Source organism: Bacillus sp. RC242 (assembly GCF_044908245.1).
Taxonomy (GTDB): Bacteria; Bacillota; Bacilli; order Bacillales; family Bacillaceae_G; genus Bacillus_A; species Bacillus_A mycoides.
In genome coordinates this window covers 63,235-86,095 of the sequence record NZ_JBIYCZ010000010.1, presented here as the reverse complement: position 1 = coordinate 86,095, position 22,861 = coordinate 63,235, and the positions used below count along the sequence as shown (strand labels likewise).

General features: G+C 34.8%; 24 protein-coding genes and 1 pseudogene. 22 read left to right on the top strand and 3 right to left on the bottom strand.

Annotated features, from left to right (window positions below; translation table 11 throughout):
* Positions 1-94 precede the first annotated feature (94 nt).
* From ABH957_RS18830 to ABH957_RS18815, 4 genes are all read left to right on the top strand, one after another.
* Complete coding sequence (locus ABH957_RS18830) at positions 95-742, top strand: nitroreductase family protein (RefSeq protein WP_002012699.1); 648 nt, start codon at positions 95-97, stop codon at positions 740-742.
* A gap of 260 nt (positions 743-1,002) precedes the next feature.
* Entirely contained in the window at positions 1,003-1,491 is a 489-nt protein-coding gene (locus ABH957_RS18825) for a putative periplasmic lipoprotein (RefSeq protein ID WP_002141637.1), read from the top strand.
* A 151-nt stretch (positions 1,492-1,642) separates the two neighbouring features.
* Positions 1,643-1,825, top strand: coding sequence for a hypothetical protein (locus tag ABH957_RS18820; protein ID WP_235713853.1), 183 nt, complete (start codon positions 1,643-1,645; stop codon positions 1,823-1,825).
* A gap of 239 nt (positions 1,826-2,064) precedes the next feature.
* The gene (locus ABH957_RS18815) at positions 2,065-2,613 is read left to right on the top strand and encodes a cysteine hydrolase family protein (protein WP_002141638.1); all 549 of its coding nucleotides are present in this window, start codon (positions 2,065-2,067) and stop codon (positions 2,611-2,613) included.
* Between the two features lie 35 nt (positions 2,614-2,648).
* Here the strand turns inward: ABH957_RS18815 and ABH957_RS18810 are convergent.
* Positions 2,649-2,768, bottom strand: a pseudogene (locus ABH957_RS18810) (NUDIX hydrolase); the annotation flags it as partial.
* Between the two features lie 276 nt (positions 2,769-3,044).
* On the opposite strand from ABH957_RS18810, the gene ABH957_RS18805 reads away from it, so the two are divergent.
* The 7 genes from ABH957_RS18805 to adhP all read left to right on the top strand — a co-directional run bounded on the left by ABH957_RS18805 (position 3,045) and on the right by adhP (position 9,485).
* Positions 3,045-3,938 carry a mechanosensitive ion channel family protein gene (locus tag ABH957_RS18805; protein ID WP_002141639.1) on the top strand — a complete coding sequence of 298 codons (894 nt, stop codon included), beginning with the start codon at positions 3,045-3,047 and terminating at the stop codon, positions 3,936-3,938.
* Positions 3,939-4,089: 151 nt separating this feature from the next.
* On the top strand, positions 4,090-5,208 hold the full coding sequence (locus tag ABH957_RS18800; RefSeq protein WP_002141640.1) for a GAF domain-containing sensor histidine kinase: 1,119 nt from the start codon (positions 4,090-4,092) through the stop codon (positions 5,206-5,208).
* Positions 5,209-5,222: 14 nt separating this feature from the next.
* Positions 5,223-5,858, top strand: coding sequence for a response regulator (locus ABH957_RS18795; RefSeq protein WP_071745187.1), 636 nt, complete (start codon positions 5,223-5,225; stop codon positions 5,856-5,858).
* 130 nt (positions 5,859-5,988) lie between these two features.
* Complete coding sequence (locus ABH957_RS18790) at positions 5,989-6,843, top strand: MurR/RpiR family transcriptional regulator (protein WP_001119626.1); 855 nt, start codon at positions 5,989-5,991, stop codon at positions 6,841-6,843.
* Positions 6,844-6,980: 137 nt separating this feature from the next.
* Positions 6,981-7,295, top strand: coding sequence for a hypothetical protein (locus tag ABH957_RS18785; RefSeq protein WP_404511995.1), 315 nt, complete (start codon positions 6,981-6,983; stop codon positions 7,293-7,295).
* Positions 7,296-7,391: 96 nt separating this feature from the next.
* Positions 7,392-7,922, top strand: coding sequence for a methyltransferase family protein (locus ABH957_RS18780; RefSeq protein WP_404442975.1), 531 nt, complete (start codon positions 7,392-7,394; stop codon positions 7,920-7,922).
* Between the two features lie 525 nt (positions 7,923-8,447).
* Positions 8,448-9,485, top strand: coding sequence for an alcohol dehydrogenase AdhP (gene adhP / locus ABH957_RS18775; protein ID WP_404455085.1), 1,038 nt, complete (start codon positions 8,448-8,450; stop codon positions 9,483-9,485).
* A gap of 152 nt (positions 9,486-9,637) precedes the next feature.
* Here the strand turns inward: adhP and ABH957_RS18770 are convergent, their stop codons facing one another.
* On the bottom strand, positions 9,638-10,657 hold the full coding sequence (locus ABH957_RS18770) for an ABC transporter permease (RefSeq protein WP_404455089.1): 1,020 nt from the start codon (positions 10,655-10,657) through the stop codon (positions 9,638-9,640).
* Complete coding sequence (locus tag ABH957_RS18765; protein ID WP_404455092.1) at positions 10,654-11,556, bottom strand: ABC transporter permease subunit; 903 nt, start codon at positions 11,554-11,556, stop codon at positions 10,654-10,656. The genes ABH957_RS18770 and ABH957_RS18765 overlap by 4 nt, the downstream gene beginning before the upstream one ends.
* A gap of 209 nt (positions 11,557-11,765) precedes the next feature.
* On the opposite strand from ABH957_RS18765, the gene ABH957_RS18760 reads away from it, so the two are divergent.
* The 11 genes from ABH957_RS18760 to ABH957_RS18710 all read left to right on the top strand — a co-directional run bounded on the left by ABH957_RS18760 (position 11,766) and on the right by ABH957_RS18710 (position 22,853).
* Complete coding sequence (locus tag ABH957_RS18760) at positions 11,766-11,972, top strand: hypothetical protein (protein WP_404455095.1); 207 nt, start codon at positions 11,766-11,768, stop codon at positions 11,970-11,972.
* On the top strand, positions 11,951-13,489 hold the full coding sequence (gntK, locus tag ABH957_RS18755) for a gluconokinase (protein WP_404455097.1): 1,539 nt from the start codon (positions 11,951-11,953) through the stop codon (positions 13,487-13,489). Before ABH957_RS18760 ends, gntK begins: the two co-directional genes overlap by 22 nt.
* Before the next feature lie 14 nt (positions 13,490-13,503).
* Positions 13,504-14,853, top strand: a complete 1,350-nt coding sequence (locus tag ABH957_RS18750) for a GntP family permease (protein WP_002165883.1) — start codon at positions 13,504-13,506, stop codon at positions 14,851-14,853.
* A gap of 18 nt (positions 14,854-14,871) precedes the next feature.
* The gene (gnd, locus tag ABH957_RS18745) at positions 14,872-15,768 is read left to right on the top strand and encodes a phosphogluconate dehydrogenase (NAD(+)-dependent, decarboxylating) (RefSeq protein WP_404511993.1); all 897 of its coding nucleotides are present in this window, start codon (positions 14,872-14,874) and stop codon (positions 15,766-15,768) included.
* A 153-nt stretch (positions 15,769-15,921) separates the two neighbouring features.
* Positions 15,922-16,458 carry an NADPH-dependent FMN reductase gene (locus ABH957_RS18740; protein WP_002031805.1) on the top strand — a complete coding sequence of 179 codons (537 nt, stop codon included), beginning with the start codon at positions 15,922-15,924 and terminating at the stop codon, positions 16,456-16,458.
* A gap of 1 nt (position 16,459) precedes the next feature.
* Entirely contained in the window at positions 16,460-17,689 is a 1,230-nt protein-coding gene (locus ABH957_RS18735; RefSeq protein ID WP_404442950.1) for an MFS transporter, read from the top strand.
* A gap of 63 nt (positions 17,690-17,752) precedes the next feature.
* Positions 17,753-18,310 carry a YdcF family protein gene (locus ABH957_RS18730; RefSeq protein ID WP_002127228.1) on the top strand — a complete coding sequence of 186 codons (558 nt, stop codon included), beginning with the start codon at positions 17,753-17,755 and terminating at the stop codon, positions 18,308-18,310.
* Between the two features lie 102 nt (positions 18,311-18,412).
* Positions 18,413-19,360 (top strand): ABC transporter ATP-binding protein, encoded by a 948-nt coding sequence (locus ABH957_RS18725; protein WP_404511991.1) that lies wholly within the window; start codon positions 18,413-18,415, stop codon positions 19,358-19,360.
* A gap of 3 nt (positions 19,361-19,363) precedes the next feature.
* Entirely contained in the window at positions 19,364-20,875 is a 1,512-nt protein-coding gene (locus ABH957_RS18720; RefSeq protein WP_002127232.1) for an ABC transporter permease/substrate-binding protein, read from the top strand.
* A 213-nt stretch (positions 20,876-21,088) separates the two neighbouring features.
* On the top strand, positions 21,089-22,516 hold the full coding sequence (locus ABH957_RS18715) for a basic amino acid/polyamine antiporter (RefSeq protein WP_002085826.1): 1,428 nt from the start codon (positions 21,089-21,091) through the stop codon (positions 22,514-22,516).
* Between the two features lie 76 nt (positions 22,517-22,592).
* On the top strand, positions 22,593-22,853 hold the full coding sequence (locus ABH957_RS18710) for a hypothetical protein (RefSeq protein ID WP_002085825.1): 261 nt from the start codon (positions 22,593-22,595) through the stop codon (positions 22,851-22,853).
* Positions 22,854-22,861 lie beyond the last annotated feature (8 nt).

The window sequence follows — 22,861 nt, the reverse complement described above, 5'->3', positions numbered from 1 at the left end:
GAGGAAAAAAGCTGGTATTCCCCCAGCTTTTTTTCATGATATAATTCAACCATAGGACAAATTTTGAAAACGCTGTAAAAAGGGGATTTAATGTATGAATTATGAAGATTTTAAAGAAGTAATTCACGGTAGACGAAGTGTTAGAAAGTTTACAGAACAAGAAGTATCCACTAGTGATATAAAAGAAATTATTGATTGTGCTCGTTATGCACCGAGTGATACGAACTCACAAACGTGGGAGTTCTTGGTCATTATGAACCGAGAGAAAATTAAAGAAATTGAACAAATGACATGGGATGCATTACATAAACTTGCAGCAAAAGCAGCAGAAAATGGAGAAGAGAAAGCAGGGAAATTACTTACACGTTCTTTCGGTCCATATGCGACAGCTTTCTCTGAGGCGCCAGTATTAATCGTATGTTTGGCAACACCATATGAATCAAAGTTTCGCGAAAAGATATTTGATCCAATTGCCTTCGTTCCTGATTCAGTATGGGAAGAGGAAGGAATTAAGAGTAGCTGTTTAGCAGCACAAAACTTAATGTTGGCTGCACATGCGAGAGGACTGGGTACTTGTCCAATGACAGGACCTGTATTATTAGCTCAAGATGAACTGCGACAATATTTACAAATTGAGCCTCAAAAACAAATTAATATGGTAATTTCACTCGGGTTTCCGAAAGATAAGCCGAAGAAACTTTCTCGAAAAGAAGTTGATGAGATTACAACATTTATTTTCTAAATGTTATGTGGAAAAGACATTGAAATAGCAATGTCTTTTTATTTTGAGTGGATATTTTTTAAGTGATTTGGGCTAAAATGATGAATAGAGTGGAATTACTATTTATTTCTTTTAAAAAATTAATGTTCTTAAAATGAAAGTATGGTACAGTAATCGTGAGCAAGCTAATATTTGTTCATGAAAGTGTTAAAAACTAGTTTTAAAATCAAGAAGTTATTTTTGTATAATAAATTATAATGAAATAACAGGGGGAATGAATTTTGAAGAAATTCATAATCGCTGGATTGTCTGTATTGTTATTAGTAGGCTGTGGTGCTCCAAAGGAAAAAGAAGATGCACAGTCAAATCAAGAAGAACAAGTTGTAAATGCAAGTGATGAGAATATGGTCGTATATCCTGAAGGAGCAGTGCCAGTCGGAGAAGGGAAAGTAAAAGTAACTACGCCAGATGGTACTTCTGAAAATGGCAATATACCAACTGTATTCATAAAAAAGGATACTTTAATTCAGCAAGTCGAATTAGAACTTTCCAATTTTCAAAATGATAAAGAAACATTTGTATTTGTAGATCAAATATTTGCAGATAAACATCAAGTAACTAGTACAACACAGACAACAGTACAATTAAAAGAAAAGACGCTTGAGACAGGTAGTCATACGATTACCGCAGCTCAGTTTGAAAACAATGACCCGAAAGGAAAAGTCATTAGCTTTAATCAAGCAACGTTTGAAACAAAGCCTGCGTCTTAATTATGGATAAAAAGTACATTACTTAAAGTGGTAGTGTACTTTTTAATTTGGATAGGATTAGGTTGTTGAGAATAATTTGTTTCACTTTCTAGTACGAATGAATAGGAAGAACTTATTCTTTACTATCATGTAAGAGGAAGGGATTGAAAGTTTGAAACGAGTTATTCGTATTTTCTTATTTATTATAATGTTTTCGGTCATTTGGTTTACTTTACAAGAGGCGGTTGAAGTTACGCTCAATTATCACATTCATGACTTGTTAATTGGAGCTGTATGTTTTGTCATTGTGTATCGGTTTTATCCCGCCTTAACGGACAATAAGAACCCCACCTGAAAATTCGGCACATGCGAGGAAGTTAGTTAGGTGGGAGTCGGGCTGCCCGTAAAAGCCCGATTGGTGAAGGATAATAACCCCCTATGATTAAAGTTTCACTTTATGATAAACTCGGATTAAGGTAAGTATTGATTTGGAAATGTAGGGATTTCATTTGAAATGTCGAATAGTACATACGATGTCGTAATAACAAATTTTCTATTGTTTACTGTGAAACAGAAGAAGGAGAGATTGTAGTTATGAAAAGAGCTCTTATAAATATTGATTATACATATGATTTTGTAGCTGAAAAAGGTGCTTTAACATGCGGGAAACCAGGTCAAGAAATTGAGAAGGAACTTGTAAGTGTAACGAAACAATTTATTGAAAAAGGTGATTACGTAGTATTTGCGATCGATAAACATGAAAACAATGATGTATATCATCCAGAAGCGAAATTGTTTCCACCTCATAATATAGCAGATACAAATGGAAGAGACTTATTCGGTGAATTACAAGAAGTATACGAAAAATATAAAAATGCTGAAAATGTATATTACATGGACAAAACACGTTACAGTGCTTTTGCAGGAACGGATTTAGAAATGAAGCTAAGAGAAAGAGGAATAGGGGAAGTGCATCTTGTAGGTGTATGTACAGATATTTGCGTCCTTCATACAGCAGTAGATGCTTATAACAAAGGGTTTCAAATTGTCGTTTATGAAAAAGCAGTAGCATCTTTTAATGCGCAAGGGCATGAATATGCACTTGGACATTTTAAATCTTGTTTAAATGCAGAAGTGAAGTGAAAAAAAGAGGCCTTCAAAAGGTCTCTTTTTCACATTTAAATAGAGACGACTTGCTGTTGAATTAACTTTTTAATGAACGGGCTAATCTTTTCTGGTAGCCCATTTAAATCAAAAAATTGTACATGTAATGATTCAGCTTCGCCTGCTTTTAACGAGGTGAGTATTGCGAACTTAAAAGAAAGTCCTTTATAAAAAATTCTATTGTAATATCCCTTTAGAGGATTAAAAAGGGTTATAGTAAATACTGAAGTTGAAAGGTTGATGAAAGGATTATATTGTTGAAGATGAACAATGAATACAAATACATAGTTAAGAAAGTATGATTTAAGGTCAGGAGAAAAGATGTTCTGAAAACAAGTGTTGAGATGATAAATGCGTATTTACAATAAAGCAGCTTTGCATGAAATTTTCATTAGTAAGGAAGTGGATGGATGAGTTTATTAACGTATACTGAGGAGTTTTTTAATTATGTAAGGGAGTTTTTACTTTTAAGATTTTTACTATTTGCTTTAGTTCTTATCATTATTTCTTTTGTCATAAACCGCATTATTGATTGGTTTTTTAAAAAATCAAGCTTTTTTGATGAAGAGGTAGAGCAGACGATTCAAAGTGTTATTCGATCTATTTTTAGATATATCATTATCATCAGTCTGATCATATATTTAATTAGTCAATTTGTAGATATAAAAAGTATTATTGCAGGTGCAGGGATAGCGGGAGTTGTCATCGGTTTTGCTGCACAACAGATGCTAAAAGATGTCATATTAGGCTTCGCAAGATTAGCGGACAAAGAGTTTCGTGTTGGCGATTTTGTAACTTTTAACGGAACAAATTCAGGAACTATTGAGGAAATTAGTATTCGTTTTATGCAAATTCGTGAATGGTCAGGGAAGCTCCTTACCATACCACATGGAGAGATTAGAACGATACAGAATTTTAATAAAGGGTGGATGCGAGTTATTGAACGCATCACGGTAAGTTATCAGGAAGATCCTACAAGAGTTAAGGAATTGTTAGAAGAAGTATGTGTTATTTGTAATGAAAAATTGGACCAAAATCTTTATAGAGTAGATGATGAAGCTGTTGAACCATTTAAATATGTTGGAGTTACAGACTTAAATCCTAACCTTAAATATGTTGGATATGAATTTTGTATTACAGGTTTGATTAAACCTGAAGATTATTTTGAAACTTCCAGACAAGTAAGATTTGAATTAATGTCTATGTTCCATAAAAATCAAGTGCAAATGCCAGCAGCGAATATGTTCGTTAACACTGAAAGTTTACAGCATATTCATGGGGGACAATCTTTATCAGACAGTTAAAGAAAACTAGCTAATTTCTGTTTTTATTTAGAATTTGGATTTGAATGAACTGTAGGGGATATCTCCTGAAAAAGAGTTGAAGGAATTCAGCTCTTTTTTGTTTGTAGTATTTAGAAATTTCTTAATGTTATAATGGTAGTTGGTGATGAGAATGAACATAGATGAAAAAGAGATGCATCGTTTAGAAGCATTAAAAGAAATTGCTGAGTTACTAAATGAAGCGACAAACTTACAGGAAATGTTAGAAAAAGTGTTACATACATTATTACAAGTTATGAATTTACAAACAGGCTGGATATTCTTTATTGATAAAAGTGGAAAGCATCGTATGCTTGTAGACCAAAACTTACCACCAGCTCTTATGTGGCAAGAAAAGAAGCCGATGTGTGAAGGAGATTGTTGGTGTGTAGAACGTTTTGTGAACGGAAGATTGGAAAAAGCGACAAATATTATTGAATGTAAACGAATAGAGGATGCGATTGAATGTAATTGGGGAGAGACCGAAGATGTTACACATCATGCGACAATCCCACTAAGATCTGGATCAGAGAAATTTGGTCTATTAAATGTTGCCTCGCCCCATAAAACACATTTTTCTGAGGAAGAGTTAGCGTTATTAGAAGCGATTGCATTTCAAATTGGAACGACAATACAACGTATTGAATTAGTTGAGAAAGAACGGAAATATGTAGTTGTAGCTGAAAGAAATCGATTGGCTCGTGATTTACATGATTCCGTTAAACAATTGTTATTTTCAATTATGCTAACAGCGAAAGGGACTCTAAATATGACGAAGGATAGAGACTTGCAAGAGATGTTAAGTTATATTGGAGAATTATCACAGGAAGCATTACAAGAGATGACACTTTTGATTTGGCAATTAAGGCCTGAAGGATTAGAGAAAGGTTTAGCAGAAGCGATACAAAATTACGGAAAACTGTTAGGGATTCAAGTGGAAGTTCGAATTGATGGAATGGTTTTAATTGAAGATGAAATAGAAGAAGTTTTATGGCGTATAAGCCAAGAGGCATTACATAATTGTAAAAAGCATGCTTCGTGTGAAAAAGTATGTGTTCATTTAAGGATTGAAGATAATAAGCTGCACTTTTACATAGAAGATAACGGAATAGGATTTATACAGGATCAAGTAAGAGAGTCCGCACTTGGCTTGAAAAGTATGAAAGAACGAATTGAATTAATGAGGGGGATTTTTCGAATAAAAGCAGAACCAGAAAAGGGAACGAAGATAGAAATTCAATTACCGGTTTGAGAGGGAGAACGTCTGTGAAAATTAAATTATTACTTGTAGAAGATCATCATATCGTTCGAAGGGGACTTGTATTTTTTTTGAAGACGAGAGAAGAATTTGAAATTATTGGGGAAGCAGAAAATGGTGAAGAAGCATTAACATTCGTCCAAACAGAAAGGCCAGATGTAGTATTAATGGATTTATCAATGCCGAAAATGGATGGTATTGAAGCGACAAAACGTATAAAACAATACGATGAGACGATAAAGATACTTATGCTCAGTAGTTTTTCAGAACAAGATTATGTTTTACCAGCATTAGAAGCTGGGGCAGATGGTTATCAATTAAAAGAAGTGCAGCCAGATCAACTTGTTGCGTCAATCGTTGCGGTATATCAAGGAAATGCAAATTTTCACCCGAAAGTAACACCAGCACTATTAGGACGATCAGCAGTCAAGAAAGAAAAAGAGAATCCTTTTTCTATGTTAACAAAAAGGGAACAAGAAGTACTTCGTGAAATTGCGAAAGGAAGAAGCAATAAGGAGATTGCAGCAGAGCTTCATATTACAGAACAAACTGTGAAAACACACGTTTCTAACGTATTGGCTAAATTAGAAGTAGATGATCGTACACAAGCTGCATTATACGCAGTAAAGCATGGGGAAAACTAGAAATAAGTATGAATAATTGTGTCATATGTTACGGTAGAATACATAGGAGCAAATAAAATCGCTAAATAAAGGTGTTTCTTCTTTCGATTATTAGGTACAATATAGCTACTATGGAAGGGGAAGATACGATATGCCTGGTACAAAAAGTGGGATTGGAAAGATTCAGGCTTCGTTAAATGGTTTATCACCGAAATTACGAAGTATTGCCGAACATATTTTGAAACATCCACAAGATGTTGTACATAAATCAATTACGGAGTTAGCGGAAGTTACGAATAGTTCTGAAGCAACGATATTCCGCTTATGCAAACACCTAGGTTTTCAAGGGTTTCAAGACCTGAAAATTACATTAGCTCGTGAGATTGTACATACCCCGATGCAAAATATTCATGAGGAAGTATCGGTAGAAGATAATATGGTCACTGTTGCTAAAAAAGTTTTTCATTCACATATTACAGGACTGCAAGATACATTACATTTGTTAAATGATAACGCGTTGGAACAGGCAGTAAGTGCGCTGAATGAAGCGAAACGAATTGAGTTTTATGGAAATGGTGGTTCGGGTATTATTGCGATGGATGCTTATCATAAGTTTATGAGAACGGGTATTTCTTGTATTGCTCATACGGATTCACATTTTCAAATTATGGGAGCTGGCTTGCTGACAAAAGAAGCGGTGGTCATTGCAATTTCTCATTCGGGCAGTAATAAAGGATTACTTGAAGCATTAGAAGTAGCGAAAGCAAGAGGGGCTCGCATTATTGCGATTACAAGCTATCAAAAATCGGCATTAAGCCAACTTGCTCATATAACACTATATACTTCGACGCGTGAGACGGAATTTCGTACAGAAGCAAGTTCGTCACGATTAGCGCAGCTTAGTTTATTAGATACTTTGTATGTGGGATTGTCATTGCAGCGACAAGAGGAAACACTACAAAATTTACAAAGTATACGTGAAACAATTTCGATGAAACGAATATAAAGGGCTCTTCAAATGTTAAATTTAGATAATAACTTATAGGGTAGTTAGTCCATTACGGGGCTGATTATCCTTTTTATTTACATAATGAATAAAAAGAATGAATATTCAATTCGATTAGTATAATGTAGATATGGAATTTGAATCGTTTGTTTGGCTTTTGGGAGGGGGACAAAGCCTCGGAGAGTGTTTTAATGAGGGTTAAAGAAATAAACATTGGTAAAAAGAAAAGCTTTCCTACTAGTGGATTCAGAGGGGGTACCTGTTACATCAGTAGCTTAGTAATAGACCGATTAGAAAAACAAAATTTAGTAGAACGAAAAACTGATAAATTAGATCGGGGATATACATGTCTTTACATTTTAGAACAAGTTAAAGACTATATTGAAAAGTTAATCTCTGATTATTTTGTGCCATTACTTGCAAAAATAAAGGCATTGAACAAGGAAGAGTAATTAGCTATTTCTGAAGGAATCTCCAAATTTTGTGACCTAATTGATAAAAATAAGTGAGTTAATTATAAAATACTTTTATTGAAGGGAAAAAGAATTATGTTTCTCATAGCGTATTTACCTATTTTTCTGTATTTATTATTAGAATTTTATAGAAGTTCACCTGTTAAAGAAGAAAAACAAAATCGTGGTTCTAGTTTTTTTATCGGAGTAGTTTTTGCATTGATGTTAACCATTCCAGAGATTATGTATTTCATTACAGTAAATAAGATTAATTCATTGCTGTTTTTGGGTGTTATTATCGGGCTAATTGGTGTATGGATAAGATTTTCTTCAATGAAAATCTTAGGAAGATTTTACAGTAGGAATGTCGGAATGCAAGGGGGACATAAGTTAATTCAAAACGGTCTATATAAATATGTTCGCCATCCTGGTTATTTAGGGTCTTTTTTGACCTTTTTAGGATTTGCTATATCTTCATTCATTGCCATTATCATAAATATTATTTTATTTTTCCTTGTGTATTCGTATCGTATAAAAATTGAAGAGAGAATTCTTATTACGCTGTTTGGTGAACAATATAAACAATATCAGTCCAAGACTTGGCGAATTATTCCGTTTTTATACTAGGGATTATAGGAGAAATTTCTTAAATAGATGGATGCGGGGTCCCACCACATTATAAAAAGACAGGAACAAATATGTTCCTGTCTTTGATTTTATTGAGTCTAAAGTGTATGACCTAAATATAATAATAGAAGGCTTTTTATATTGGTGAATAGTTGTTGATATATCCGCTAGATTTAATGGTTCTAATTGTCTATAGAAATATATTACTTATAATCTCCCAAGCTTAAAAAATATTTTTTAAACCTCTATATTCTTTGCATATAAACCAAAAAGAAATGCCTGATAAATTTCAATGTAAATATGATGGAATTTCAGTTTTCCTTTCAAATATAGTAAGAAAATACTTGGTTAATAATTCAAATATTGTTCAATATTTCACAATAATCTTATGAAATTCCATGTTATGATGAACCTGTAATGATGATTGAACACTTAGATTTGGCACAATAATTAGCCAAAATAGTGAGGACAGTAGTTGTGAGATAAACTCATTAAAACTCTAAAACACTAAAGGGGAGATCACATATGAAAGCAGTAGTAGTTAATAAAAACAGCAAAGCAAACATTGAAGTTATTGAAAAGGAATTACGTTCGCTACATTCGGGTGAAGCGCTAGTAGATGTAGAGTATTGTGGAGTTTGCCACACTGATTTACACGTTGCAAATCATGATTTTGGAAACACCGATGGCCGCATCCTTGGTCATGAGGGGGTAGGTATTGTTACTAAAATTGCTGATGATGTTACTTCACTAAAGATAGGTGACCGTGTAAGTATTGCATGGATGTTCCAATCTTGTGGACGTTGTGAATATTGCGTAACGGGTAGAGAAACATTCTGCCGTGAAGTGAAAAATGCTGGTTATTCAGTAGATGGTGGTATGGCTGAACAATGTATTGTTACAGCTGATTATGCGGTGAAGGTACCAGAAGGATTAGATCCTGCTCAAGCATCATCAATCACATGTGCGGGCGTAACTACATATAAAGCTATAAAAGTATCAGACATTAAACCTGGTCAACCTATCGTAATCTATGGTTGCGGTGGATTAGGAAACTTAGCTATCCAATATGCTAAAAACGTATTTGGTGCAAAGGTAATTGCAGTAGATATCAATGACGACAAATTAGCCTTAGCAAAAGAAGTTGGTGCTGATATGACTATCAATCCAATTTCTCAAGGTCCTGCTGATAAAATTGTTCAAGAGGAGTTTGGTGGTGCTTATGCTGCTGTAGTAACAGCAGTTTCTAAAGTAGCTTTCAACTCAGCAGTTGATGCAGTACGTGCTTGCGGTAAAGTAGTTGCGGTAGGTTTACCAGTAGAAACTATGGATTTAAACATTCCACGACTTGTATTAGACGGGATTGAAGTAGTTGGTTCTCTAGTTGGTACTCGTAAGGATCTGGAGGAGGCATTTATGTTCGGCGCAGAAGGAAAAGTAGTGCCGGTTGTTCAAACGTGTTCTCTAGAAAAAGTACAAAATGTATTCGAAGAAATGGAACAAGGTAGAATTCAAGGACGTATGGTAATCGATTTTAAACAGCATAATTGTGATTGTAAATAATTCATTTTAAATATAAAAAGCATGAGTCTAGCAAAGGACATGTAAAAAAGTTAGACGGCATAAAAAAGATGATCCCTCGTATTCAATAGGGATCATCTTTTTTATATTCTACTAATATCAATGCCAATTAATACTTGATTGATGAGACATGATTAAAAATTCACTTTATTTGCAAACGAAAAAGAATCTTTATTTTCAACAAATTTTTTATGATCTGGAACGGTTTGAATTGCTACAACTTGCGAATCTCTTGCTTTCAGTGCATCTTGAATTCCGATTGTCATAAGCTTAATAAAAAGAATTGTAATAAAGAATGAAACGAGAGTATAAAAAATAATCCACCATGAAAGATTCATTTCATAACGATTTAATCCAATAAGACCTGCCCAATCATTAGATAGAGAAACAGGTTTGGGCACTCCGTCATAGAGTTCCCGCATTTGTATCCCGCCAATTACAATGTTAAGCAACGCTAGATGGATAACGAGTATGAGTGTTTGGACGATATGTTCCATGAATAACACAAATAAGCGATCAAGTAATAAGACTCGTAAGTGTTTTTTGATAATATGAAAACGGCTAGCACCCAGCAATTGAGAACTTAAAATGTAATCTTGTTTCATAAATTCATCAACCTCTGAGGATATATATAAAGAAAGTGTAGGTAGAGCGACGAAAATAAGTACGAGTACTTGATAAAACATAAATGAAATATTTGGGTCTAATCTATCAGCGTTTGATGTGATTACAATATTAACGGGCGTGATGAGTATAAATGCGATAAATAGAGTTGGAATATAATAAAAAACTTCTGAGCATGACTGGAAAAATCTCTTGAATTTTGGAGCGTATAAACTTAAGAGGATTCCTATACATGTTCCGAATAGAATTCGAAAGAAGCTAATTGCCACGGCTAATAAAATGGTGAATTTTGCTCCTTCTACAATTTGTAAGAAAACAGACTCTCCAAAACGATCAGATCCAAAAGGCGGCATTAACGATGGCGAAAAGGGGGCCTTTCCAAGTAATTCGTTATTGTCATTGTAAAGTAACTGAGGAGGTTTTGGGATGTTATCTTTAAAGAACCAACTATAAATAAAACTAGCTGAAACAAGTATGAATAGATAAGTAAAGCCGATTAAAAATCGTTTTGATTTCCAAATAGATTTCATAATGCTGCTCCTTTCAATTGCTTTTTCCATCTATTCATCATGAATGAGATTATTTGAAAAATGGTATAAAACGGTAAAATAATCATAACAAGTATGATAAATGCAGCTGGGGGTGAAATAAACGCCTTCTTAAATAAAAATTGAATAATGCCTTCCATATTAAAAACAAATTCTAAAATGAATAAGTTAGAAAGTAAGAAAACAAAAATCGTTTTTAAATGGTGAAAGAAGTGGATAGATATATTTTTGAATAAATGAATGCAAAGTATATAACTTGATGAAAGTCCTTTTCCATATGCAACCTCTACGTAATGTTTTTCATGTTCTTCTTTTATGTATAACACCATCATCCGAAACATTTGTAATGTAGGTAAGACTGCTAAAGATAAAATAGGGAGTAAATAAGCTCGATTTTCATTAAAAGAAATAATGGTGACAGGAGATTCCCCGAATTTCTGAAGTACCCATATGAAAAATATTTGCAAACAAATCATCATCATCATATCAGGGATAGCTTCTAATATGAATACAATTCGGTTTATCCATTTTTTTATATAATCTTTTGCTAAAAAATAAAAAAATGCCATACTAGATGATAGAAAGAGTGCAAGCAAAAAGGCTATAAATAATACAGTAAATGAATATAGGTAAGGTTCTAAAACAGTTGGAAATAATGGTGTTTTTTTGAAACTACCAAATTTCGGGTCTGATCCGATAACCACTAATGATTCAGGGGAGAAAACCTCTTTTAACATAGTAACGATCTGATTAAAAAAGTAAATTGGTTGAAAGGTAAATCCTTGTTGAGTGATAAATAAATAAGGTAAATTTAATAATAGTAAGAGTGATAAAAGAATTGATGAAAGCTTAATTGTGAATTGAGATATTGTATTTAACATTAAATCCCTCCGACATCTTTTTACAACATTATACAATAAAGTTTATATTCTGTTTTGATTTTTCTGAAAAATATAAATACTATTAGATTTTATAGTATGGAACATATATTTACAAGGTAAAAAAGTGATAGTAGGGAGCCACGCCCTATGTCCATCAAGCTAAGAAAACGAGAACTTATATATTATTATCTTTAGGTGGAGGGGAAAGAATGTTTGATAAATTAAAAAGGTTATTTAAAAAAGATAAAGAGAATGATTTAGAAGATGAGAGGTACATTTTGATTCGAAAAAAATTTTCTTCTAATAACTTGATTTATGAAAAAATATTTTATATACTAATTCATGTAAACGGTTTACTAGATCGTATTTTGCTAGAAACGAAGGGAAGGTTCGCATGGAAACAAGGGGGAGAGTAATCGGGGTTGACATCGGTACCACAAGTACGAAAACGGTTGTATTCACTGAAAAAGGAAAAGTCGTTGCTTCACATGCAATTGATTATCCAATTATTCAACCGAACGTCGGATGGGCTGAGCAAGATCCTGATGTAATATGTGCTGCTGTATATAAAACTGTAAGCGTTGCCATTAAAAAGGGTAATGTGTCACCGGAAGATATTTCTTCAATCGGTATTAGTACAGCGATGCATGCCTTAATTGCTGTAGATGAAAACGGTGCGCCGTTAACGCGCTCTATTATTTGGGCAGATAATAGAAGCACAAAGCAATCAGAAAAACTATTACAACAAATGAATGGTCATGACATTTATAGAAGAACTGGTACACCAATTCATCCGATGTCACCACTTTCTAAATTACTGTGGATGAAAGAAGAAGAAACGGATTTATTCAGAACTGCTTATAAATTTATTTCCATTAAAGAGTATGTCATTTATCAATTATTTTCACGCTATGTAGTTGATCATTCAATCGCATCAGCTACTGGGTTATTTAATTTAGAAACATTAAACTGGGATGAAGATGTTTTAACTATGTTAAATATGTCACCAGAACAATTATCAACACCTGTACCAACTACATATATTTTATCGGGAATGAAACCGGAATTAGCACAAAAGATGGGCATTCATGAAGATACTCCAGTTGTTATTGGTGCGAGTGATGGTGTTCTTGCAAATGTAGGTGTCGGTGCAATATCACCTGGATCAGCTGCAATTACGATTGGGACAAGTGGTGCGGTTCGAACAATTTCATCAAGTGTTAATACAGATGAAAAAGGAAGAACTTTTTGTTACGCATTAACAGATGAGCACTGGGTAATCGGTGGACCGACGAATAATGGCGGGATTTTATTAAGATGGCTACGTGATGAATTCGGTAGTCCAGAGCAAGAAGTTGCAAGGAAGCTTGGGATTGATCCTTATGATTTATTAATTAAGTATGCAGAAAATGTACCAGCTGGAGCAGAAGGATTGCTATTTTTACCGTTTTTATCTGGGGAACGTGCACCTTACTGGAATGCAAATGCTCGTGGTACATTCTTCGGTATAAACCTTCAGCATAAACGAGAACATTTTATACGAGCAGTTATGGAAGGTGTTTGTATGAGTGTGTATTCAGTAGCACTTGCCATTCGAGATTGTACAGGGCCACTTACTGAAATACGTGTTTCAGGAGGCTTTGCGAAATCTGCATTTTGGAGACAAATGTTATCTGACATGATGGGGAAAGAATTACTTGTTCCAGAAAGTCATGAAGCATCTGCGCTTGGGGCAGCGGCACTTGCTTTGTATGCAATTGGGAAAATTGATTCGCTTGAAGAGGTGAAGGATTGGATTGATATTGTCCATCACCATGTACCGAATAAAGAAAATACGGCTTTATATTTAGAGATGTTTTATATGTATGAACGACTTTACAATCGTTTGAAAGAAGAATTTGATTGTATAGCTGCTTTCCAACGTAAACAATAGGGGGATTGGGAGAAATGGTAGTTGGAATCGTACTAGCGGCTGTTGTCATATTGCTTTTACTAATTACGGTAGTAAAATGGCATCCATTTGTCGCGTTAATTTTAACAGCAATCGGTGTAGGGCTAGCAATGGGGATGCCCTTAATTGGAACTTCACCACAACATCCAGGGATTATCGATTCTATTAAATTAGGTCTTGGTAATACGTTAGGGTTTTTGGCGATTGTTTTAGCTTTAGGAACAATGCTTGGAAAAATGATGGCTGAGTCTGGCGGTGCTGAACGAATTGCTAACACATTAATTGGACGTTTTGGGAAAAAGCGTGTTCACTGGGCAATGATGTTCGTTGCATTTATAGTAGGGATTCCGGTATTTTTCCAAGTTGGATTTGTACTATTAATTCCGTTAGTATTTACAATTGCGTTAGAAACAGGGGTATCACTTATTACAATCGGTATTCCGCTAGTAGCAGGTCTTTCGGTTGTACACGGACTTGTTCCACCGCATCCAGCAGCTATGGCAGCGGTAGGTATATTTAAAGCAGATGTAGGGAAGACAATTTTGTATGCATTAATTGTCGGACTTCCAACTGCAATAATTGCAGGTCCGCTTTACGGGAAATGGATTGGTGCTCGTATACATAAAGAAGTACCGTTAGATATAGCGGAGCAATTTATTGAAAGAGATAAGAAGAAGGAACTTCCTAGCTTCGGAAATACATTGTTTACTATTTTACTTCCAGTATTTCTTATGCTAGGTGCATCGATAGCGGAAGTAGCATTAAATAAAACAAGCCAACTTGCACAAGTATTGCATTTTATTGGAGATCCAATAGTGGCATTATTAATTGCAACGATATATTCTTTCTTTAGTCTTGGCTATGCAAAAGGGTTTTCTAAAGACAAAGTCTTACAAGTTACAAATGATTGTTTAGGCCCAATTGCAAACATACTGTTAGTTATCGGTGCAGGCGGCGCATTTAATAAAGTGTTATTAGATTCTGGGATCGGAACTACAATTGCGGAGATGGCGAAAGAATCGCATATTTCACCGATATTATTAGGTTGGGGGATTGCTGCACTTATCCGAATCGCGACGGGCTCTGCTACTGTTTCCATGATGACAGCAGCAGGAATAGTAGCACCGATTGCAGCAAGTACACCAGGAGTTAATGTAGAGTTACTGGCACTTGCAACAGGAGCAGGGTCATTAATTTTATCGCATGTAAATGATTCTGGATTTTGGATGATTAAAGAGTATTTTGGAATGACTGTGAAAGAAACATTATTAACATGGACTGCAATGGAGACAATATTATCTGTTGTAGCACTTGGGCTAATTTCGTTATTAAATATATTTGTATAGAATGGGAGATTGATTAATATGAAACTAGGTTTAATTGGATTAGGAAAAATGGGATTCCCATTAGCTGAACACTTACATGAAGACAAGCATGAAGTAGTTGTATACGATGTAAATAATGAGCTTGTTGAAAAGGCAGGGGAATTAGGGATTACTGCTCGTCATACGTTAAAAGAAATGATTGCTGAACTAGAAGCACCTCGTACAATTTGGGTAATGGTACCTGCAGGAGAAGTTGTCGAGTCAGTACTAAAAGATATATATCCATTATTAGAGGAAGGCGATATCGTTATTGAAGGTGGAAATTCATTCTATAAAGATACGTTGCGTCGTGCTGAAGAAGCGAAAAGCTTTGGCTTACATTACGTAGATATCGGTACATCAGGTGGTGTGGAAGGAGCTAGATACGGTGCGTGCTTAATGGTTGGTGGAGAAAAAGTAATTTATGATCAACTAGAACCTTTATTTAAAGACTTAGCAGTAGAAAACGGTTATTCATATGCAGGCCGCGTCGGTAGTGGGCATTTCTTAAAAATGGTTCACAACGGTATTGAATACGGAATGATGCAAGCAATCGCTGAAGGATTTGAAGTACTAGATAAAAGTGATTTTGATTTCAATTATGAAGATGTTGCAAAAGTATGGGCAAATGGATCAGTTATCCGTGGTTGGTTAATGGACTTAACTGAAAAGGCATTTGCAGATGATCCGAAACTTGATGGTATTAAAGGTGTAATGAACTCTTCAGGAGAAGGGAGATGGACTGTTGAAACTGCGCTTGAATTACAAGCTGCAGCACCAGTTATCGCTATGTCATTATTTATGCGCTACCGTTCACAAGAAGATGATACATTCCACGGAAAAGTGGTTTCTGCACTTCGTAATCAATTCGGTGGACATGAGGTTGTGAAAAAATAGGAAATATTAGTTTTGTGAAACTCATACGAAAGTATGAGTTTTTTTTATTTCTCATACTATTTAATGAAAGTTTTTCCCTCTTTTTACTGTGTTTTGTATAGAAATTTCTGATAATATATAAATATAACTTGAAAACAAAGGGGAGAAATAATTATGAAACTAGTCGTTATTAACGGTACACCAAGAAAGTTCGGTAGAACTCGCGTTGTGGCAAAATATATTGCAGAGCAATTTGAAGGGGAGTTATACGATTTAGCAGTAGCGGAATTGCCTTTATATAATGGGGAAGAATCACAACGTGAATTAGAGGCAGTAAAAAAATTAAAAGCTTTAGTGAAAGCAGCAGACGGAGTAGTACTATGTACACCAGAATATCATAATGCGATGAGTGGAGCGCTGAAAAATTCGTTAGATTACTTAAGTAGCAGTGAATTCATCCATAAGCCTGTCGCATTACTAGCAGTTGCTGGAGGAGGTAAAGGGGGAATAAACGCATTAAATAGTATGCGCACTGTCGCTAGAGGCGTTTACGCAAACGCAATTCCAAAACAAGTCGTGCTTGATGGATTACATGTGCAAGATAGTGAACTTGGAGAAGATGCAAAACCATTAATTCATGATTTAGTTAAAGAATTAAAAGCATATATGAGCGTATATAAAGAGGTGAAAAAACAATTAGGAGTTGAGTGATATGTCCTCTCTTTATCATGATTCTCGCTTGTATTACATTCTAGGAGCCAATAGTTTATCCGCTATTGGTTCCGGGATTGTTATGATAACGATTCCGTGGTTGTTAATTAAGGAAAGTGGAGGAGAGACAACGTTTGGTTATGTTTCTATCGTTGCGACTCTCATAATGTTTTTATTAACGCCATTTATTGGGCAAAGTATAGATCGTTTTTCAAGAAAATCTTTGTTGTTATGTAACGAAGGTATTGGGATAGCGATTATAGGAATGATGGCTATTTGGGGATTTGCTGGGCAATCATACAATTCTATTCATTACATTATTATTTATATAGCAGGTTCTTTCTATTATCTATTATTCTATCCTACAATTTTTGCATTCAACCAAGAAATATTTCAATCTGAACATTATAAAAGTTTAAGTGGCACGATGGAGATACAAGGACAATTAACGCAAGTTATTTCAGGAGCGGCTGCTAGCTTTTTAATTGAGATTATTTCTTTGAAATGGATCTTGTTAGTGGATATGTTAACTTTTGCAGGAGCATTTTTTCTTTTCATATGTATACCGTATGTAAAGAAAAAAGAAGTAAAACGGAAAGTAACATTTAAGAAGCAATTGTTCGAAGGAATTCACTTTATGAAAAATCGCCCTAAGTTCTTTTGGTTTTTACTTGCCACTTATATGCCGTTTATCGGTGTTATGATGGCAAATTATTTAATCCCAGTTTATATTTCAGATATACTCAAAGCTAGTGCCTCTGTATACGCGATAGAAGGTATGATGTATGGTGTTGGGGCTGTTATTGCGGGAATAAGTATTCCAATCATGATGAAATATGTCAAAATAGAAATTTCAATCGTTATGACGATGGTTATTTATGTAATTTCAATTACCGCAATGATTATTGAGCCTTCCATTATGTTATTATATGGACTTGCGATTTTCCATGCGATTGGAAATGCTGGAACACGAGTGGCGAGAAATGTATTGATGATGGAAGAAATCCCAAACGAAGTAATGGGACGTGTGGACAGCTTATTTCGATTAATTGGCACAGGAATTCGAATTGTATTATTAATGTTGTTTACGGCAGGCGTATCTAAAGCAGGGGTAATGATCCCGTTTTATGTACTGAGCTGTATATTGATCCTATCATTAGGGATTGCTTTTTATTATGTAATTTCAAAACGTAAAACGGAAGCGAATGTGTCTAATAAATCAATTGTTTAAAAAATACTTCTGCCTCCTTTTCTTTTTCTATATAATAAAAAGAAAGGGAGTGTTAACTTATTTATGAACAAATGGATATTGCTTATAATCTTATTACTACCTCCGCTATACATCATTTATATGACGTTTCGAATGAATAAAGTTGCTCGTGAAACATTGAGTAATCACTCTCCATACGTTCTTATATTAGGTGCAAAGTTATTTGGAGATAGACCGTCTTTATCTCTTCAAAATCGTTTGGATATAGCGTTGGAATATTTACATGCTCACCCTGAGGTGAAAGTAATTGTTTCAGGTGGTCAAGGGGAAGATGAAGATATACCGGAAGCTCACAGTATGAGAAACTATTTAATGGTACATGGTATAGATGAGAATCGTATTTTAATTGAAGACCGCTCTACAAATACGTATGAAAATTTAAAGTTTAGTATGGATTTATATGATGTAAAGCATGCGGTAGTTGTAAGTAATACGTATCATTTATATCGAACGAAAATAATTGCAAAGCGTTTAGGGATAAAGATGGAAGCTTTGGCTGCTGAAACACCGAGACGCTCTAAGAAAAAAGCGTATGTGCGTGAATATGCTGCAATTATGAAAACAATATTGTTCGACCGTTAGAGCTCAAATGAGAGCTCTTTTTTTGTATAATAAAGCGTATCATTTGAAATGAATGCTATATTCCATCAAAATAAAGGAAACAACATGAAAGGAGTTGTGTCTGTGATTCAATTTAATCATGTGTCAAAAGCGTATGAAGATGGCACAAAAGCAGTGGATTCATTACATTTAGAAATTAAAAAAGGAGAATTTTTTGTTCTCATTGGTCCGAGTGGTTGCGGGAAAACAACGACAATGAAGATGATTAACCGTTTAATTGAAACGACGGAAGGATCAATTTTAATCGATGGAAAAGATATTCAACAATATAACATAAACGAACTACGTTGGAATATAGGGTACGTGTTGCAGCAGATTGCGCTGTTTCCACATATGACAATTGCTGAAAATATTGCAGTTGTCCCTGAAATGAGAAAATGGACCAAAAAGGAAATAAAAGCACGTGTCGATGACTTGCTACAGATGGTTGGGCTCGATCCAGATGTATATCGTGATCGCATGCCAGATGAATTGTCGGGAGGACAGAAACAACGTGTTGGTGTCGTACGGGCATTAGCCGCAAACCCGAAAATTGTACTTATGGACGAACCATTTAGTGCGTTAGATCCGTTAAGTAGGGAGCAGCTTCAGAAGGATATCGTACAACTGCAAAAAAAGATTCAAAAAACAATCGTGTTTGTAACGCACGATATGCGAGAGGCTTTATCACTTGGTGATCGTATTTGTGTAATGAAAGAAGGAAAAGTTGTTCAATTAGATACACCAGAAGGAATTATACATAACCCGAAAAATGAGTTTGTAGAGGAGTTCATTGGAAATCGTGGACGACCTTGGTATGAGGGGAAGAGTATAGAAGAGGTATTGCCGCTAGACGAGAGTATACGAGTTGAAGGGAATGCTTTATCTTTACATTCGTCATTACAAGAAGCACTAGTCCGCTTACAAACTGAAGAGTCAGTGCCGGTTGAAGAGCATGGTCAATATGTTGGAGCGTTAACAAGTCGTCATATTGTCAATTACATTGTTGAACAAATGAAGGAAAGAGGCTAAACAGTGACTGATTTTATTCAAACGTTCCAAGAACGAAAAGTAGAATTGCTAAGTGCATTAAGTGAGCATTTACAAATATCGCTTATTTCACTATTTTTTGCAGTAATTATTGCAGTGCCGCTCGGCATTATATTAACGAGAAAAGAACGAATGGCTGAATTTATTATAGGGACTTCTGCTGTTATGCAGACAGTGCCCTCACTTGCTTTACTTGGACTATTAATTCCGTTAGTAGGAATTGGAAAACTGCCAGCTATAATCGCATTAGTTGTGTATGCACTATTACCTATTTTACGAAATACATATACAGGAATACGGGAATTAGATGAATCACTTATAGAAGCGGCGAGAGCTATGGGGATGAATAGCTGGAAAAGATTATGGAAGGTAGAGCTTCCGCTCGCATTGCCAATTATTATGGCCGGTATTCGTACAGCGATGGTATTAATTGTTGGAACGGCTACATTAGCTGCTTTAATAGGCGCTGGTGGGCTCGGTAAGCTCATATTATTAGGTATAGATCGAAATGACCATGCGCTTATCATTTTAGGGGCCGTACCAGCTGCGTTACTCGCTTTATTCTTTGATATAGTACTTCGCATACTTGAGAGCCCGAAACGCTCTTCTAAGCGCGTTATATTGACGATATGTATAGTTGTAGTAATGATAGCTGCTCCATTTCTTTGGAATACCGAAAAGAAAGACATAGTTATTGCTGGTAAACTTGGATCTGAACCAGAAATATTAATTCAAATGTACAAGCAACTTATTGAACAGGATACAGATTTACAAGTGGAATTAAAGCCAGGCCTTGGAAAAACAGCATTTGTATTCGAAGCGTTAAAATCAGGTGAAGTAGATATATACCCAGAATTTTCAGGTACAGCTTTATCTACTTTCGTGAAAGAAGAACCGAAAAGTACAAATCGTGATGAAGTATATGAACAAGCTCGTATTGGAATGGAAAAGAAATATAATATGGTTATGTTAAAGCCAATGGAGTATAACAATACATACGCACTAGCCATGCCGAAAAAAATAGCAGATCAAAATAACATAAATACAATTTCTGATTTAGGAAAAATTGCACAGGAAGCTAAAGTAGGATTTACATTAGAATTTGCTGATCGTGAAGATGGTTATAAAGGAATGCAAAAATTATATAACTATAAGTTTTCAAATGTTAAAACGATGGAACCGAAACTGCGCTATAGTGCAATACAATCGGGAGATGTTAACGTAATCGATGCATATTCAACAGATAGTGAATTGGAGCAATATGGGCTTAAAGTGCTAAAAGATGATAAAGGACTATTCCCGCCTTATCAAGGAGCACCGTTATTAAGAAAAGAGACGTTACAGAAATATCCTGAACTCGAAAAAGTATTAAATGAATTATCTGGAAAGATTACAGATGAAGAAATGAGAAAAATGAATTATGAAGTAAATGTGAATGGGAAAAGTAGCGAAGAAGTCGCAAAACAATTTTTACAAAAAGAGAAGTTACTTCGTTAATTTTACAATAAATATACAATTTTATATGTATGAAATGACCGTTCATTACAAAATGAACGGTTTTTTTGTGCATACTTATACATTTTTTCAAAAAAGTATTCCATTTTTCTTCATTTTCTTTTAGAATAAGTAATGTTTTCCTGAAAAAATATAAGAGAAACGTCTATTAGAGAAAAAGGTGACTTTAATAGTTGAACGAACATAACACCTAGAATGACAGATGGGGTGGTACAAATAGAAAAGAAGTTAGGATTTTTTCCGTTAATCGCATTAGTAGTTGGAACGATGGTTGGTGGCGGTGTTTTTAGTTTACCGCATGATTTAGCAGTAGGAGCAAATAGTGGTGCAACGATAATTGGTTGGTGTATTACAGCAATGGGAATGATTCCACTTGCGCTCGTATATCAAACGTTAGCAAGACAAAAACCGGAGCTTGAGGGCGGAATTTATAGTTATGCACGAGCTGGATTCGGTGAATATATTGGTTTTAACAGTGCTTGGGGATACTGGCTAGCAGGGATTTTAGGGAATGTTGCAACAATTATGTTACTGTTTAGTACATTAGGTTACTTCTTCCCAATTTTTAAAGGCGGAAATAATGTTGCGTCAATCGTAGGTGCATCACTTTTATTATGGACATTGCATTTTCTAATTTTATTTGGAATTCGTGAAGCTTCCATTATGAATGTTATCGCAACGATTGGGAAATTAGTTCCGATTTTATTATTTATTGTCGTGATGGTAACAGCGTTTCGCTGGGATACATTTACACATGATTTTTGGGGCGAAGGAACTATCTCAGTTTCCTCTGTACTAGGTCAAGTGAAAAATACAATGCTTGTAACCCTTTGGGTGTTCATTGGGGTTGAAGGAGCAGTTGTATTATCAGGAAGAGCTAAAAATAGTAGAGACGTTGGAAAAGCGACAGTACTTGGACTTATTTTAGTAATGTCTATTTATATTTTAATTTCTGTTCTGTCAATGGGAGCCATGACAAGAAAAGAACTTTCAGTATTAGAGACTCCTTCAATGGGACATGTATTAGAACATGTTGTTGGGCCATGGGGTGCAATGGCAATTAATATTGGATTAGTTGCGTCACTTGTAGGTACATTAATTGGCTGGTTTTTACTTGTTTCTGAAATTTCTCACGTAGCAGGAAAAGACGGCGTGTTTCCGAAAGTCTTTACGAAAACAAATAAGAAACAAACGCCGCATATGGCATTGTGGATTTCAAATATCGTTGCCCAAACTATATTTATAATCGTTCTGTTTTCACAATCGACATATCAAATTATGTATTTTATTGCGTCAACATCTATATTACTGCCGTACTTATTATCAGCGCTATTTCAATTGAAATTAGTCATCACGAAAGAGCTGAAAGTTGCGAGAGTAAAAAATGGATTGTTAGCATTAATTGCTTCCCTATACTCTGTATGGTTAATTTATGCAGCTGGTTTAAAGAATTTATTGCTTGTTTCAATCGTATATGGTATTGGGATTCTCGTGTATATGTTTGCAAGAAAAGAAAAAGGGAATCGTTGTTTTGCAGGCAAAGAGCGATATGTGATGTGGGCAATTGTTATTGCAGCTATTACATCACTTTATATGTTACTGACAGGAACTATAAAAATGTAAAAGTCCTTTTAATTTAAAGGGCTTTTTTCCTTGTCTAGAGAATATTTAATACATAAGATATTCAGGAGGGATGAAAATGGAAGAAAAAGAACAGTTGTCTAGAATTATGGATTTAGCTAGTGATTTAAGGAAAGTATTAGTACAAGAATCTTTTTTTAATCATCATCCTGAACTTCGAGGCGTGATTGAAAATTTAGCGAGTTCTGTAGAGAATTTGGCGAGTTTGCAGCAAAATAAAGATGAAAATGCCGAAGATCGATTACGGTACGTACTTGCTAAAATGAAAATCGCTCATAATGCCATTTTACAAGAAAAAAAAGCATTTCCTTCTCATTAATATACGTT